The organism is Pseudomonadota bacterium (assembly GCA_040752895.1).
Classification (GTDB): Bacteria; Pseudomonadota; Alphaproteobacteria.
Window position 1 is genome coordinate 19,277 of the sequence record JBFMHN010000002.1, and the last position, 16,548, is coordinate 35,824.

A 16,548-nucleotide genomic window follows, 5' to 3' on the forward strand; every position below is an offset into this window, starting at 1 on the left:
TGAAAAACCATAAGCCGCACCCCTTAAGTCTTCAAGGGAAAGCCCCATGGAAGAGATGACCAACAAAAGAATAGGGGGCACCGAGGCGATTGAGGCGAGGGGTCCGACCCGCTTCATCAACCGGGAGCTTTCCTGGCTTGCCTTCAACGAACGGGTTCTGGAGGAAGCGGTGAACCCCCGCCACCCCCTTCTCGAACGGTTGCGTTTTCTTTCGATTTCGGCGAACAACCTCGACGAGTTCTATATGGTGCGTGTCGCCGGTCTCAAGGGCCAAGTCGCGGCTGGCGTCGCGAGTCCAAGCCAGGACGGGTTGACACCGACCCAGCAGCTGGAGGCCATTCGGGCAAGCGTTCTCCGACTCATTCGCAAGCAGGACGCGATCTGGCGCACCCTCAAGGACGCGCTATGGGCGGACGGCATTGCCGTCATCAAGCCGGATGAACTGACGGTGGACGAACGGGCGTGGCTCAAGCCCTATTTCATGGAGCATATCTTTCCGATCCTCACGCCGCTTGCCGTCGATCCGGCGCACCCCTTTCCGTTCCTTCCCAATCTCAGCCTCACGCTCGCCTTACGGCTCAAACGCGAAAAAAACGGCAAGACCAAGACACTGACGGCGCTCCTACCCTTGCCGCGACAGACCGATCGCTTCATCCGGCTGCCCGCTCGAAACAAGGAAATCCGTTTTATCGCCATCGAGGACTTGGTCGTTCTTTTTCTTGATTATCTTTTCCCCGCGCTGACGGTAACGGGCCTCGGCGTTTTTCGTATCATTCGCGACAGCGAAATGGAAATTGACGAAGAAGCGGAAGACCTTGTCCGCGTTTTTGAATCTGCGCTCAAGCGTCGGCGGCGCGGCAACGTCATCTGGTTTACCGTTCAGACGGACATGCCGGAGGACGCGTACACCTTCGTGATCAAAAAAATCGGCGTCGCCAAGGAAGATGTCATTCCGACCGAGGCGCTTCTGGGCATAGCGGATATCGCCCAACTCATCGCCGACGAGCGGCCGGACCTTAAGTTCCTGCCGTTCACGGCGCGGTTTCCAGAGCGCATACGCGATTTCAACGGAGACTGCTTCAGCGCAATTCGCCACAAAGACATCATCGTTCACCACCCGTATGAAAGCTTTGACGTCGTCGTGCAGTTCTTGCGCCAGGCAGCGCGCGACCCGAACGTCCTCTCCATCAAACAAACGCTTTACCGGACCAGCGAGGATTCGCCCATCGTTCGCGCCCTAATCGAGGCGGCCGAGGCCGGCAAGTCGGTGACTGCGCTGGTCGAGCTTAAGGCCCGTTTCGACGAGGAGGCGAACATCCGCTGGGCGCGCGACCTGGAGCGCGCCGACGTCCAGGTCGTCTATGGTTTTATTGACATAAAGACACACTCGAAAATATCGCTCATCGTCCGTCGCGAGGGATCGGAAGTGCGCAGCTATGCGCATTTTGGCACCGGGAACTACCATCCGGTAACGGCCAAGATATACACGGACCTTGCTTTCTTCACCTGCGATACCGTGCTTTGCTGGGATGCCGCCAACCTGTTCAATTTCATGACGGGCTACGCCTCCCCGGAACACCTTGAAAAGATCGTCGCCTCGCCGATCAACCTGCGGGAACGCCTTCTCGATCTGATTGGGGATGAGATCGCCCACGCCAGGGCCGGACGGCCAGCGGCGATCTGGGCAAAGATGAACGCTCTCGTCGATCCGGAGGTAATTGACGCGCTCTATCAGGCCTCTCAAGCCGGTGTTACGATCAAGCTTGTTGTTCGCGGCATCTGCTGTCTGCGTCCGGACGTTTCGGGCTTGTCGGAGAATATACAAGTGAAAAGTATCGTCGGACGTTTCCTGGAACATTCCCGTATCACCTGTTTTGGCGCCGGCCATGGGTTGCCCTCGCCGGCCGCGAAGGTTTTCATCTCTTCCGCCGACTGGATGCCGCGTAACTTTGACTGGCGGCTTGAGGTTATGGTGCCGATCGAGAATTCGACCGTGCATTCCCAAGTTCTGGACGAGATCATGGGCGCCAACCTGGCGGACGAGGCCCAAAGCTGGTTCTTGAACGCCGACGGGACCTACCGACGGGTCCAGGCCGGGAAAGACGCCTTCAGCGCACACAACTATTTCATGACGAATCCCAGTCTTTCTGGCCGCGGCAGTGCGCTCAAGAACGCGAAAATACGCCCCAAGCTGGTCGTTCGGAAACCTCTCTGAGCCATGCCCGCGAAACTGGCGCGGCCGTTGGCCGGGAAAAACCAGAAGCGACGTCGCGTCGGTGTCATCGACGTCGGCTCGAATTCGATTCGCCTTGTCGTCTATGACTGCTCCGGCGCCGTTCCTTACCTCATGTTCAATGAAAAGGCCCTGTGCAGCCTGGGGCGCGGGCTTGCCGAAACAGGCCGGCTTAACCCGACTGGCGTCAAACTGGCGATGGCGACCCTGGCTCGCCTAGTTGCTCTTTGCCGAGCCATGAAATTGCAGCGGACCGTGGCGCTGGCCACCGCCGCCGTACGCGAAGCAACGGACGGCATGGCCTTCGTCCGCACCGTCGCACAAAACGTCGGCATCCGGCTGCGCGTACTCAGCGGCGATGAGGAAGCGGCGCTGTCGGCGGCAAGCGTACAGGCCGGCATCCCGGACGCCGACGGCGTGGTGGGGGATCTGGGCGGCGGCAGCCTCGAACTCGTCGCACTTCGCCAGGGTAACCAGACTGGGCGCGCCACCCTGCCGCTCGGCCCGTTGCGTCTTCTTGACGCGGGCAGCAAGAAAAAGATAACGCGCATCGTCCAGGAAAGCTTCGATAGCGTGCCATGGTTAGCCGAGATGAAAGGGCGCAATCTTTATCTCGTCGGAGGTTCCTGGCGCGCGATCGGCAAGCTGCATCTTGCCCAATCCCATTACCCCTTGAACGTGATCCACGGCTATACGGTGGCGCCCGTCGAGATGCTGAAGATGACCGGCCAGCTTGCCGCCTTAAGCGGCGCGGCGCTGGAAAAAATCGCCGCGGTGCCGAAGGCGCGGGCGGACGTCTTGCCACCCGCGGCTTATGTGCTCGGCAAATTCATCGAGGCGACCTCCCCGAAAGGAATTGTCTTTTCCGGCTACGGGCTTCGCGAAGGATATGTCTTCCGGCATTTTGCGAAAGACCTGAAGGACGTGGATTCCTTGATCGCCGTCTGCGCGGATCTTGGGGCGCGGTTCGGCCGCTTCGACATCGCCGAAGCTCTCTTCGACTGGATGACGCCGATCTTTCCCGAGGAAACCCAGAAGCAAGCGCGCCGGCGCCGCGCCGCTTGTTACGTAAGCGACATCGCCTGGATGGAACACACACCCTATCAGGCCGAACACGCCTTTTTCCGCATCCTGCGCATGCCGTTCATCGGTACCGACCACGAAACCCGCGCCTTCCTTGCGCTGACCATCCATCACCGCTATGGCGGCCGCATGAACGACGAAGCGACCCAAGGTATCCAAAGGCTGTTGAAGGAGAAGGATATCTGGCGTGCCCGTGCGGTCGGGCGGGTACTTCGGCTTGCCTACACGCTTTCCGGCGGCACGAAAGACCTCATCAAACGCACGCGCCTTTACCTTGAGAATGACGCGCCGCGCCTTTGGGTGCCGAACGATTCGCCAGTCTTCTTCGGGGTGGCAACGGAAGACAGCCTGCGGGCGCTGACCGCGGCCCTGCAGCAGCCGAAGCGGCCGGCAACCGTGAAAACCTAGCTTCGCCAGCGGAGCGTCCGCGGCTCGACCGGGTTGACGAAGGGCCTCCCCTCCGCCTCGCTCGCCAGGTATTCGCGCTTGAGCTTGTAGTACCACTTCGCCTGGGTGTCCGCGTCGTCGATCAGCACGAGCGCGGGATCGAACGCCAACCCCCGCTGCTGCTTCACGACAACGTCGTGGTCCTGTTTCAAGAAGGTTCTCGCCAACCGCCGGACGATCGGCGTGAAAGGGCTTAGCCACGGCATCGTCCAGTAAAGGCACTGGTGCACTTCGGTCTCGGTAGCCGTCAAGGGCGTAACCGCCGTGAGACTCACCGCGGCGTGCCGGTCCCCGCGCACGTGCTCGATCCGGACGCCGGGAAGCGCGTAAGCGATCTCCGTCGTCACGTCCTTGCCAAGCACGCGATAGACGAAGCCGCCCTGGGGATTTGGATGGCGCGCCATGCGGAACCCCATCGGCGCCGGTTCGTAGCGCTTTTCCTTGAGACGCAGGCGGCGGCGCTTCTTCGACTTCCACCACCAGGAGGTATGGACGTAAGGCGCGTGACTCGGGTCCATCAGGCCGATGACGGCGTGATCGATGTGGCAGGCAAAATCCATCGCGATCTGCACCTTGGGCCGGCCCTCGCCCATCCCCGGCACGCGCGGCACTTCCGGCAGCGCGTCTTCGGCCTTTTTCCCGTCGCCCATGTAAATCCAGATATTCCCCTGCACCTCGCGGCAGGGATAGCGGCGCACGCCGAGACGCGAGAGGTTGAACTTCTGCCCTTCGGCGAGGGAGGGGATTTCCGTGCAGCGCCCGCCGGTGTCGAACCGCCAGCCATGGTAGCAGCACACGACCTCGCGGCCATCGAAGCTGCCGTCGCTCAAGGGAATGCCCCGATGGGGACAGATGTCGCGGAGCGCGAAGACGGCCCCTTCGGCGTCGCGCCCGAAAAGGATCGGCTCGCCGAGCAGCGTCTTCGGATGCACCCGACCCCGCTGCAGACACCGCGCCGGCATCGCCAAGTACCAAAGATTGCGAAGAAGGTCCGTCATGCGCCGAAAGGCTCGCCCCTTGATCCCGGGCCGCAAGTCTGCCCGTTTTCACCCGGCGCGTCACCTTTCCCAAAGGGCAAGGGCGGCATTGGCCCGAAAGACCGGCGGCGTGGCTGGCGCGACTTAAGACTTATAAGATTGAAGCCTTAGCCGTCGTAGGGGCGGACATGGGCGACGGCGGTTTTGCTGATGAGGTGCATCTGCTCGGCCTCGTCCAGGAAGGGAAAGAACTGGTTCGGATCGTTCAGCAAATCCTGAATGCGCATGGTCGCCTCGATGAAGACGTGCCCCTTCAAAATCTTCCCGTCGTGCAGGGTGATTTCGACATATTCCCGGACTTTTGGAATTCTTGGCGGCAATCTCGGCACGTGGTGCCGACTGATCTTGGTCATGGAACCCCTCCGCAAGCGCGCCCAATGCTATACGCCCGCTTCACTTAACCGCCGGTTAACCGCGCCGGGCCGACGCTATCCCGGCGGCGGCTTCCTTGCCGCCGCGCCGCGCCTCCGATATATTGCACTGCATCATAACCCGGCCGGCCGAGCGGGAAGGCCTCAACAGGGACGAAGAACGCATGGAAGAATTCCACGGCTACTACCTTGAAGACCTTTCCGTCGGCATGACGGCAGCCTATGCGAAGACGATCACGAGCGCCGACATCATCTTGTTCGCCGGCATTTCCGGCGATACGAACCCGGTTCACTTAAACCAGGAGTTCGCCAGCAAGACGGTGTTCAAAGACCGTATCGCACACGGCTTTCTTTCGGGGAGCTTCATCTCGACGGTGATCGGAACCAAACTGCCCGGCCCGGGCTGCATCTACGTCAGCCAGACGCTTAATTTCAAAGCGCCGGTGAAGGTCGGGGATACCGTCCGGGCGCAGGTCACGATCACGGAGATTCTCCCGGAAAAAAGACGCGTTCGCCTGGAGACGATCTGCCTGGTCGGGAATACGCCCGTCATCGAAGGCGAAGCGCTCGTCCTGGTGAACCGCAAAAGCCAAGCCGCCACCAACGCCGCCTAGAAGCCGGAGCCGATGCGGATTCTTCGCCATACGGCCGACGTTCCGGCGGAAGTTCTCGGGGCGACGGTCGCCCTCGGCAATTTCGACGGCATGCACCGCGGGCACCAGGTAGTGCTGGAGAAGACGCGTGAACAGGCGCGCGGCCACGCCACGGCCGTGCTGACCTTCGAGCCCCACCCGCGCAGCTTCTTCGCGCCCGAAGCGCCGCCCTTCCGGCTCACCTCGCTGCGCGACAAAACGCGGGCGATCGAGCGCTGCGGCATCGATTTTCTCATCGTTCAGCATTTCGACAAGGCGTTTGCCTCCCAGTCCGCGGAAACCTTCGTCCGCCGCACGCTGGTGGGCGACCTTAAGGTCGCCCATGTCGTGACCGGCTACAACTTCCGCTTCGGCCGGGAACGTAAAGGCGATGCGACGCTTCTGCAGGCGCTGGCGGAACGGTTCGGCTTCGCCTTCACGGCGGTAAGCCCGGTGCGGTCCGGGGAAGCGATCTATGCCTCGACGGCGATCCGCGAGTATTTGTGGAAGGGGGAGCCGGCGAAGGCGGCGCGGCTGCTCGGGCGGCCGTGGGAAATCGAGGGCCGCGTCGAGGAAGGGGCCGGACGCGGCCGCGGGCTCGGCTTTCCGACGGCGAATCTGGCGCTTGGCGACCACCTTCACCCGAAGGCGGGCATCTACGCCGTCCGCGCCGGGGTGGACGCAGGCCTCGCCACGGTCTGGCGGAAGGGGGTGGCCTATCTTGGGACCAGGCCCACCTTCGGCGCCGGGAACCTTCTGCTTGAAGTCCACTTCTTCGACGCCGCCCCCGATCTTTACGGCAAGCATCTCCGGGTGCAGATGATCGAATTCCTGCGCGAGGACGCGACCTTCGAGGACGGCGATCACCTGCGGCGGCAGATGGAAGAAGACGCCAAGCGCGCCCGCGAAGTTCTTGCGGCGGCCGACGATCCCGCGTAGGAACGCTGGTGCATGGCGAACCGCTATAAGGATACCGTCTTTCTTCCCGACACCCCTTTCCCGATGCGGGCGAGCCTTCCCGAGCGCGAGCCGGATCTGCTGAAGCGTTGGGAGGAAACGGGCCTTTACCGGCGCCTGCGGGAGACGGCGGACGGGCGCGAGCCGTTTATCCTCCACGACGGGCCGCCTTACGCGAACGGGCATCTCCATATCGGGCACGCCCTCAACAAGATCCTGAAGGATATTGTCAACCGCTTCGCCCAGATGCAGGGCAAGGACGCCCGCTACGTCCCCGGCTGGGACTGCCACGGGCTTCCCATCGAATGGAAGATCGAGGAGAAGTACCGCGCCGCGGGCAAGGACAAGGACGCCGTCCCCCTCATTGCCTTTCGCCAGGAATGCCGCGAATTCGCCCTGCACTGGATCGACGTCCAGCGCGACGAGTTCAAGCGCCTGGGCGTGCTTGGCGACTGGGAGCGCCCTTACACGACGATCACCAAGGACGCCGAGGCGAAGATCGTCGAAGAGCTGGGCCGGTTCCTCCTCAACGGCGGGCTTTACAAGGGCAAGAAGCCGGTCCTCTGGTCGGTCGTCGAGAAAACGGCGCTGGCGGAAGCCGAAGTCGAATACCACGACCACACGTCCACGCAGATCTACGTGCGATTCCCGATCGCGAAGGCGTCGGTCAAGGCGCTGGAAGACGCCGCCATCGTCATCTGGACGACAACGCCCTGGACGATTCCCGGCAACCGCGCCGTCGCCTATGGCGAGGCGATCGCCTACGCGCTGATCGAGGTGACGGGCGTGTCCGAGAAAAGCCTCGCGCGGAAAGCCGAGAAACTTCTCATCGCGGAAGCACTTCTCGACTCCGCCCTTGCCGATGTCGGCGTCACCGACCACCGGGTCCTCGCACGCCTCCAGGGGAAGGAACTGGGCGAGGTTTCCCTGCGCCACCCCCTGTTCGGCCAGGGTTACGATTTCGAGGTGCCGCTGCTGCCCGGCGACCATGTGACGGTCGAGCAGGGCACCGGCTTCGTGCACACCGCGCCGGGCCACGGGATGGAAGACTTCGAGCTTGGCCGGCGCTATGGCCTCGAGGTGCCGGACACCGTTGCGGACGACGGCACTTATTACGATCACGTGCCGCTTTTCAAAGGCCGCCACGTCTTTAAAGTGGACCCCAAGGTCGTCGAAGCGCTCACGCAATCCGGCGCGCTGCTGTGGGCCGGCAAGACGACGCATGCCTATCCCCATTCCTGGCGGTCGAAGGCGCCGCTCATCTTCCGGGCGACGCCGCAATGGTTCATCGCCATGGATCGGCCGGACGCGCGCGGCGAAACTCTGCGCGAGAAGGCCCTGGCAGCCGTCGAGGCGACGCGCTGGATTCCGAAGCAGGCGCGCAACCGCATGTTCGCCATGGTTTCCGAGCGGCCCGACTGGTGCATCTCGCGCCAGCGCGCCTGGGGCATCCCGATCGCCGTCTTCGTGAACCGGAAAACCGGCGAACCCTTGCGCGACGCGAAGGTGCTGGAGCGCACCGTCCGGGCGATCGCCGAGGAAGGGTCGGACGTTTGGTTCACCAGTCCGCCGGAGCGTTTCCTGGGCAACGATTACCCGGTGGAAGCGTACGAGGCCGTGCACGAAATCCTCGATGTCTGGTTCGAGAGCGGAGCGACCCACGCCTTCGTGCTCGAGGCGCGCCAGGACCTTGCCTCGCCCGCCGCGCTTTACCTCGAAGGGTCCGATCAGCACCGCGGCTGGTTCCAGTCCTCGCTTCTCGAATCCTGCGGGACGCGCGGGCGAGCACCTTTCGAGGCCGTCCTGACGCACGGCTTCGTCCTTGGCGAGGACGGCCACAAGATGTCGAAATCCTTAGGCAACGTCGTCGCCCCCCAGGAGGTCGTGAAGGCTTTCGGGGCCGACATCCTCCGGCTTTGGGTCGGCACCTCGGACTACACGGAAGACCTGAAGATCGGGCCGGAGATTCTGAAGCACGCGGCCGACATGTACCGGCGTTTCCGCAACACGCTTCGCTACCTGTTGGGAAGCCTCAAGGATTTCGATGCGGCCGAGCGGGTCGAAACGGCGGACATGCCGGAACTCGAGCGCTGGGCACGTCACCGCCTATGGGAACTTTCCCGGGAAATCCGGAAACGCGCGGCCGATTACGACTACACGTCCATCGTGCTGGCGCTCCACAATTTCTGCACGATCGAGCTTTCCGCTTTCTATTTCGATGTCCGCAAGGACGCCGTCTACTGCGACGGGAAAACAAGCCTGCCCCGGCGCGCCGCACGGACGGTGATGGACGATCTCTTTCATTGCCTGACGGCGTGGCTGGCGCCGGTCCTTTGCTTCACGGCGGAGGAGGCCTGGCTCGCCCGCTTCCCGGATGCGAACGAAAGCGTGCATCTCCGCCTTTTCCCGGACGTGCCGGAAAGCTGGCGGGACGACGCGCTCGCCGCGAAGTGGGAAAAAATCCTTCGTGTCCGAAGCGCCGTTACAAAGGAACTGGAAGCGCACCGCGAGAAAAAAACGATCGGGTCTTCCTTGCAGGCCGTCCTCACGGTCTTCGTGGAGAAGAGCCAGGCCGATGCTTTTAAGAACGTGGAACCTGCGGAAATTTTCATAACCTCTGGGGCAAAAATAACAACAGCGACCGAGGAAACGGGAACGGTTCGCGTGGAGCCGGCGCCGGGCAAAAAATGCGAACGCTGCTGGAAGGTCTTGCCGGAGGTTGGAACCTTGCCGGATCACGACGACCTTTGCCGGCGCTGCGCCGGGGTCGTGCGGGAACTCGCAGACGAAGGAAAGGCGAAACAAACATGATGCGTCTCGGCCTATGGATCGCAACCACCGTTACCGTTCTCGATCAGGCGATCAAGTGGTGGCTGCTGAAACACGCGCTGGCCGGGCCGGAGGCTTTCCAGCCGCTCACCCCCTTCCTTAGCCTCGTGCGCGTCTGGAACCGCGGCATCAGCTTCGGGATTCTGGGCGGCGAGAACGCGCTTGCGCCGATGACCCTGATCTTCCTTGCCTTCAGCGCCGCCTTTTTCTTCATCGTCTGGCTGGGCCGCACGCGAAGGCCCTGGATCGGTTGGGGGTTGGGCCTCGTCATCGGCGGCGCGTTTGCCAACGCGGTTGACCGGATGCGTTATGGCGCCGTTCTGGATTTCCTGGATTTCCATGCTTTTGGCTACCACTGGCCCGCTTTCAACCTGGCCGATGCCGCGATCACCGTGGGTGTGGGGCTGATTTTGATCGACGCCTTGCTGGAGCGCAGGAAATTGCCTACATAAGAAGGCGAACTGGACAGAGACGCGTGCCCGTGCTCCGATTTCGTATCCTTCTCGCGACCTTTTTGCTCGGCTTGGCGCCCATGGTGGCCGGGTGCGAGATCGCCGATGACCTGGTTTCCGGTACGAAAAGCAAGCTGCCGGACGAATTCCAAGTCATGAACCAACCGCCCTTGAGTCTGCCGCCGGACTACGGCCTCCAGCCGCCACGGCCGGGCGCCGAACGGCCCAGCCGGACCGAACCGACAGAGAGCGCCCGCCAGGCCGTCTTCGGCATCAAGGATACCGGACTTTACCGATCGGAAGACGTCAGCGCCGCCAACTGGACGATCGGCGAACGCGCCCTTCTCACGCGGGCCGGCGCCAACCGGGCCGAACCTGGCATCCGTCGCATTCTGAACGACGAAGCGACGGCGATCGCCCCGGAAGACCGCTCGCTCACCGAGAAGCTGCTGTTCATGGGCGCGGAGGACACGTCGACGGACGAAACGCTCAACCCGGGTGAGGAATACCGGCGGATCCACGACCAGCCGGCGCCCACCGCCCCCGACACGGAAACCCCCAAAGACGACGAAACCTTCGGGTACGAGTAAGCGGGCCATCCGGCCAGCTCGATGGTTTGCCCCTTCCGATATGCGGCATGCCCTTTTCTTTCGTTCGACCGCGCGCCTTGCCGGCGCTTTCGCTTTTTTTTGCCTTCTTCTTCCCGCCCCTCTCCAGGCCGGCGTCTTCAACCCGGAAAGCTTCACGCTGGAAAACGGCCTGCAGGTCGTCGTCGTTCCGAACCCGCGCATACCCGCCGTGACGCACATGGTCTGGTACAAGGTCGGCGCGATCGACGAGGCGCCGGGGAAATCCGGCCTTGCGCATTTCCTCGAACACTTGATGTTCAAGGGCACGAAAACGCTCAAGCCCGGCGAGTTCTCGCAGATCGTCGCCCGCCACGGCGGCCATGACAACGCCTTCACGGCGCAGGATTTCACCGCCTACTACCAGACGATCGCCAGCGACCGGCTCGAACGCGTCATGCGGATGGAAGCGGACCGGATGGTGAACCTGGCCCTGACCGACGCGATCGTGCTTCCCGAACGCGACGTCGTACTGGAAGAACGCCGGATGCGATTCGAAAACGACCCGAGCGCCATGCTTTCCCTGGAAGTGGAGGCGATGCTTTACCGCAACCACCCCTACCGGAAGCCGATCATCGGCTGGGCGCACGAGATCGCAAGCCTGACGACGGAGGACGCGCTGCGTTTCTACCGGCGCCACTACGCGCCGAACAACGCGATTCTGGTGGTCGCCGGCGACGTGACGGCAAAGACGCTTCGCCCGCTGGCGGAGAAGATCTACGGCGCGATTCCGGCCCGCGAGATCGGGACCCGCGCCATCCCGACCGAACCCCCCCTGACCGAGGACGTGACGCGCCGCGTCGTGCTGCACTCGACCGAAATCCGCCAGCCCCTTTTCCTCCGCCGCTACTTGGCCCCGAACCAGCGAACGGCCAAGGCGGGAGAGGCCGAGGCCCTCCAGGTGCTGGCGGAAATTCTCGGCGGTGGCGGCACCAGCCGTCTCTACCGGGGGCTTGTCGTCGATCAAAAGATCGCCGCCACAGCCGCCGCCCATTACGACCCGGTGGCGCGGGGACCGGCGGCGTTCTCGATCCAGGTCGTCCCGGCGCCCGGCGTGGCCGTCGAAAAGGTCGAGGCGGCGGTGGACGCCGAAATCGAAAACCTCGCGCGCGACGGCGTCACGGAGACCGAAGCCGGAGACGCCGTTCGCCGACTGCAGGCGGCGGCGATCTACGCCCGCGACGGGCTTGATACCGGGGCCCAAGTGCTCGGCGCCGCTTTGGCTTCGGGCCTGACGATCGAGGATGTCGAAAGCTGGCCGGCGCGTATCGGGAAAGTGACGGCAGGGGACGTGCGGGCGGCGGCGGCCGACGTTTTCGACCGCAAGCGCTCGGTGACCGGATTTTTGCTGCCAAAGAAACCCGGGGGAACGCCATGAGCCTGGGTGACCGATTGCGGCGCCTGGCCGTCCACGCCGGCGCGCTTGCCTGCCTTCTTTTTTTCCTTCCCTCGGCGGCTTCGGCGCTTGCTATCGAACGCGTCGTAAGCCCGGGCGGGATCGAGGCCTGGCTCGCGCGGGACGCTTCCGTTCCCGTCATCGCCGTCGAGATCGCCTTTCGGGAAAGCGGCAGCGCCGGGGACCCGGCGGGCAAGGAAGGGCTCGCCTATCTCGTCTCCGGCCTCTTGGACGAAGGCGCCGGGCCGATGGATTCGCAGGCCTTCCGCGAAGCCCTCGAAAAACAAGCTATCTCCCTAAGCTTCGACGCCAACCTTGACGATTTTCTCGGAAGCCTGAAGACGCTCCGGGAAAACCACGTGGCGGCGTTCGACCTTTTCCGCCTCGCCCTCTCCGAGCCGCGCTTCGATCAAGACGCCGTCGCGCGCATCCGCAACCAGGTCCTTACGACGATCGCCGCGCGTCTGGACGACCCGGACGCCACCGCCCAGCGCGCCTGGCTGCGCACCGTCTTTCCCGACCACCCCTACGGAAAGCCGCAGCAGGGAACCGCGGCAAGCGTGGAAGCCGTCGTCGCGAAGGACCTGCGCGCCTTCGTTGGCCGCAATCTCGCCCGCGACAATTTGATCATCGGGGTCGCCGGCGACATCACGGCGGCGGAGCTTGCGCCTTTGCTGGACCGCACCTTCGGAGCCCTTCCCGCCCATCGCCCGGAAGCGACGCCCATCCCCGAAACGAAAGCGAAGGGCGAGGGTGCGGAAACCGTGATCGAAAAACCGATCCCGCAAAGCGTCGTCGTCTTCGGCCAGGCCGGCGTGAAGCGGGACGACCCGGATTACTACGCCGCCCAGGTTCTCAACCACATCCTCGGCGGCGGCGGGCTGCAATCCCGCCTGGCGAAGGAAATTCGCGGCGCGCGCGGGCTTGCCTATGCGGTTTCCACCTATCTCTATCCCCTTGATCGGGCTGGCTTATGGGTGGGCCAGCTCGCCACCCGCAACGATCGGGTCAAGGAGAGCCTCGATCTCCTCCGCGCCGAGTGGAAGCGCATGGCGGAAACGCCCGTCACGAAAGAAGAACTGGAAGACGCCAAGACCTACATCACGGGCGCCTTTCCCCTTTCCCTCGACAGCACCGGGCGGATCGCCTCGGTCCTTCTCGCCATTCAGAAATATCACCTTGGAATCGATTACTTCGAACGCCGCAACGCATACATCGCGGCGGTTTCCGCGGACGACCTCCGCCGTCTCGCCAAACGGCTTCTGAACCCCGATGCGCTTGCCGTCGTCGTCGTCGGAAGCCCGAAAGGCCTCGCCGCACCCGGCGCGGCCGAATAGTTCGGGCCGCCGCCCCTGTTCGCCCGGCGGACCTTCTGCTAGTCTTGCCGGAACAAACACCCCCCCGGACACGCCCGAAATGCTCTATCGGCACGTCATCGAAACCTGCTTCGACACGGCAATTGGCGAAGGCGGGCTGCGGGAAGAGGCGTTCGAGAAGTGGCTGGCGCGGACGGCTTCCGGACTGGCGCGTCTGCGCAAGCACCGGGCCGAGGAAACGCTGCCCCTTCTCAAGCTTCCCGACGCCCGTGACGATCTCGTCCGGCTGGAGCCTCTCGCCCGGCAACACCGGGAACGGTTCGACCGCGTCGTCCTTCTCGGCACCGGCGGGTCGAGCCTGGGCGCCCGCGCGCTCGCCGCCCTGGCGCCGTCGGAAAGAAAGCCCCGTCTTCTCTTCTTCGACAACGTGGACCCGTGGTCCTTCGAGAACCTCTTCCGCAACGCCGACCCAAGGAAAACCGGGTTCCTAGTCGTCTCGAAATCCGGCGGCACGGCCGAGACGCTCACCCAGTTTCTGACCGCGCTCGATTGGGTCCGCCAACACCTCGATGAGAAAGCCGTCCCGGAGCGCTTTACGGTCATCGCCGAGCCCGGCGAGAACGCGCTCCGTCACCTGGCGGCGCGGTGGGCAATTCCCTGCCTCGACCACGACCCGAAAATCGGCGGCCGTTTTTCCGTGTTGTCGCTGGTCGGCCTGCTGCCCGCCATGATCGCCGGCCTCGATCCGCGCGGCGTGCGCGAAGGGGCGGGGCGCGTCCTCGATGCGACGCTGGCGGCGAATAACCCCGCCGCCGCCGAGCCCGCGATCGGGGCCGCCCTGCACGTGGCCCTCGCCGAAACCCGGCATCTCAGCCAGACCGTCTTCATGCCCTACCTCGACCGCCTCGACGGCTTCGGCCTCTGGGTCCGGCAGTTGTGGGCGGAAAGCCTCGGCAAGCAAGGCCGCGGCACCACCCCGATCCAGGCCCTCGGCACGGTGGACCAGCACAGCCAGCTGCAGCTTTATCTCAACGGGCCGAAAGACAAGTTCTTCACCCTTTTGTTCGCCAACACGGTGGGCCAGGGGCCGGAAATCCCGCCCGCACTTGCGGCGGATCCCGACCTTCGCTGGCTCGCCGGCCGGCACATGGGGGACCTGCTCGAAGCGGAAGGCCGGGCCACCGCCGAAAGCCTTGCCCGTCATGGCAGGCCGGTGCGCGTCTTGCGGATCGAGGCGCCGACCGAGGCGGTGGTCGGCGCGCTGCTCATGCATTTCATGCTGGAAACCATCCTCGCCGCCGATCTTTTCGGGGTGGACGCGTTTACCCAGCCGGCGGTCGAAGAGAGCAAGCGGCTGGCCCGCGAATACCTTGCGGACGGCGCGCCATGACGATCCGCAGGCTTCCCGAAACCACCGTCAATCGAATCGCCGCCGGCGAGGTGATTGAACGGCCGGCTTCCGTCGTCAAGGAACTGGTCGAAAACGCGATCGACGCCGGCGCGCGCCGGATCGAGGTCGTCATGACGAACGGCGGCCGCAGCCTCATTCGCGTGACGGACGATGGCGGCGGCATGACGGCCGAGGAGCTTGCCCTTGCCGTCGAGCGGCACGCGACTTCGAAACTGGACGACGACAGCCTGCAAAATATCGCCACGCTCGGCTTCCGGGGCGAGGCGCTCCCCTCGATCGGCGCCGTCGGCCGGCTTACGATCACCAGCCGGCCACCCGCCGCCGCCATGGCCCATGCGATTCGCCTCGAAGGAGGAAGGAAAGGCGCGGTCGCGCCGGCCGCCCATCCGCCGGGCACGCGTGTCGAGCTGCATGACCTTTTCTTCGCCACCCCCGCCCGTCTCAAATTCCTGAAGGCGCCGAGGACCGAGCTTCAGCACGCCGTTGACGCCGTCCGGCGGCTGGCGATGGCACACCCCGAGATCACGTTCCACTTTTCCGACGGCGAACGCACGCTGTTGCAGCTTGAATCGGTCCAGGGCACGCTTTTCGACGCCAGGCTCGACCGCCTGATCCAATGCGTAAGCCGCGCGTTCGCGGAAAACGCGCTGCCCATCCGGGCCGAGCGCGAGGGAATCGGGCTTGGCGGCCACATCGGCCTGCCGACGTTCAACCGCGCCAATGCGCGGATGCAGTTCTTCTTCGTGAACGGCCGGCCGGTGCGCGACCCGCTTTTTCACGGCGCGGTTCGCACCGCCTACCGCGACGTGCTGGCGCGCGACCGCCACCCCGTGCTTGCCCTTTTCCTTGAACTCGCGCCCGAGCTTGTGGACGTGAACGTGCACCCAACGAAGGCGGAGGTGCGGTTCCGGGACGCCGGCCTCGTGCGCGGGTTGCTCATCGGCGCCTTCCGCCACGCCCTCCACGAGGCCGGGCACCGGGCGTCGTCGTCGGTGGCGGCGTCCGCCCTTGGCGCCTTCCGGGCCGAGCCTGCCCTTTCCTTCGCGAACGGCGCTGGGCGGGAACGGGGACTGCGCGAGGCGGCCCCCGCCTACCACGCCTCCCTGCCGGGGACGGCTACACCATCGGCGCGAACGCCGGACGCGGAATCGGCCGAGCCCGAGCCTGCCGCCCATCCCCTGGGCGCGGCCCGCGCCCAAGTGCACGCGACTTACATCCTCGCCCAGACCGCCGACGGCATCGTGATCGTGGACCAGCACGCCGCCCACGAGCGGATCGTGCTGGAGCGCATGCGGGCAGGTCTAAGCGGCAAGGGAATCGAACGGCAAATCCTTCTTATTCCCGAAGTCGTCGAACTGCCGGAGGAAAAGGTTCAACCCCTTCTCGATCGCGCCGAGGAGTTGGCCGAGTTTGGCCTTGTCGTCGAATCCTTCGGACCCGGCGCCGTCGTGCTTCGCGAAATCCCGGCTATGCTGGGCCTGGTGAACCCGCAAGGGCTGATCCACGACCTGACCGACGATCTTGAGGAGTTCGAGGCGGGCTTGAGCCTGCGCGAAAGCCTCGACCGCGTCGCGGCGACGATGGCGTGCCACGGCAGCGTCCGGGCGGGAAGGCGGCTGACGGCGGAGGAAATGAACCACCTTCTGCGCCAGATGGAAAAAACGCCGCACGCCGGTCAATGCAACCATGGCCGCCCGACCTACGTTGAGTTGAAATTACAAGATATTGAACGCCTGTTCGGAAGGCGCTAGGAAAGAA

General features: G+C 64.2%; 13 protein-coding genes. 11 read left to right on the forward strand and 2 right to left on the reverse strand.

All coding sequences use genetic code 11. From position 1 onward, the window contains the following. Positions 1–55: 55 nt before the first annotated feature. Positions 56–2,215, forward strand: coding sequence for an RNA degradosome polyphosphate kinase (locus AB1781_03850; protein MEW5703705.1), 2,160 nt, complete (start codon positions 56–58; stop codon positions 2,213–2,215). Between the two features lie 3 nt (positions 2,216–2,218). Then, the gene (locus tag AB1781_03855) at positions 2,219–3,724 is read left to right on the forward strand and encodes a Ppx/GppA family phosphatase (protein MEW5703706.1); all 1,506 of its coding nucleotides are present in this window, start codon (positions 2,219–2,221) and stop codon (positions 3,722–3,724) included. Here the strand turns inward: AB1781_03855 and AB1781_03860 are convergent. Then, complete coding sequence (locus tag AB1781_03860) at positions 3,721–4,761, reverse strand: aromatic ring-hydroxylating dioxygenase subunit alpha (protein ID MEW5703707.1); 1,041 nt, start codon at positions 4,759–4,761, stop codon at positions 3,721–3,723. The genes AB1781_03855 and AB1781_03860 overlap by 4 nt on opposite strands. A gap of 146 nt (positions 4,762–4,907) precedes the next feature. Further along, positions 4,908–5,153: a hypothetical protein gene (locus AB1781_03865; protein ID MEW5703708.1), complete on the reverse strand. Its 246-nt coding sequence runs from the start codon at positions 5,151–5,153 to the stop codon at positions 4,908–4,910. Positions 5,154–5,335: 182 nt separating this feature from the next. On the opposite strand from AB1781_03865, the gene AB1781_03870 reads away from it, so the two are divergent. The 9 genes from AB1781_03870 to mutL all read left to right on the forward strand — a co-directional run bounded on the left by AB1781_03870 (position 5,336) and on the right by mutL (position 16,541). Then, positions 5,336–5,785: a MaoC family dehydratase gene (locus AB1781_03870; protein MEW5703709.1), complete on the forward strand. Its 450-nt coding sequence runs from the start codon at positions 5,336–5,338 to the stop codon at positions 5,783–5,785. Between the two features lie 12 nt (positions 5,786–5,797). Then, positions 5,798–6,742, forward strand: coding sequence for a bifunctional riboflavin kinase/FAD synthetase (locus tag AB1781_03875; protein ID MEW5703710.1), 945 nt, complete (start codon positions 5,798–5,800; stop codon positions 6,740–6,742). A gap of 12 nt (positions 6,743–6,754) precedes the next feature. Next, positions 6,755–9,571, forward strand: coding sequence for an isoleucine--tRNA ligase (ileS, locus tag AB1781_03880; protein MEW5703711.1), 2,817 nt, complete (start codon positions 6,755–6,757; stop codon positions 9,569–9,571). Continuing rightward, complete coding sequence (lspA, locus tag AB1781_03885) at positions 9,568–10,041, forward strand: signal peptidase II (protein ID MEW5703712.1); 474 nt, start codon at positions 9,568–9,570, stop codon at positions 10,039–10,041. The genes ileS and lspA overlap by 4 nt, the downstream gene beginning before the upstream one ends. A gap of 29 nt (positions 10,042–10,070) precedes the next feature. After that, positions 10,071–10,631 (forward strand): DUF3035 domain-containing protein, encoded by a 561-nt coding sequence (locus AB1781_03890; GenBank protein MEW5703713.1) that lies wholly within the window; start codon positions 10,071–10,073, stop codon positions 10,629–10,631. A 40-nt stretch (positions 10,632–10,671) separates the two neighbouring features. Continuing rightward, a complete protein-coding gene (locus tag AB1781_03895) occupies positions 10,672–12,045 on the forward strand; it encodes a pitrilysin family protein (GenBank protein MEW5703714.1) in 1,374 nt (457 codons plus the stop codon). Beyond that, the gene (locus tag AB1781_03900; protein ID MEW5703715.1) at positions 12,042–13,400 is read left to right on the forward strand and encodes a pitrilysin family protein; all 1,359 of its coding nucleotides are present in this window, start codon (positions 12,042–12,044) and stop codon (positions 13,398–13,400) included. Before AB1781_03895 ends, AB1781_03900 begins: the two co-directional genes overlap by 4 nt. 79 nt (positions 13,401–13,479) lie before the next feature. Then, the gene (locus AB1781_03905; protein ID MEW5703716.1) at positions 13,480–14,769 is read left to right on the forward strand and encodes a glucose-6-phosphate isomerase; all 1,290 of its coding nucleotides are present in this window, start codon (positions 13,480–13,482) and stop codon (positions 14,767–14,769) included. Further along, on the forward strand, positions 14,766–16,541 hold the full coding sequence (mutL, locus tag AB1781_03910; protein MEW5703717.1) for a DNA mismatch repair endonuclease MutL: 1,776 nt from the start codon (positions 14,766–14,768) through the stop codon (positions 16,539–16,541). The genes AB1781_03905 and mutL overlap by 4 nt, the downstream gene beginning before the upstream one ends. Positions 16,542–16,548 lie beyond the last annotated feature (7 nt).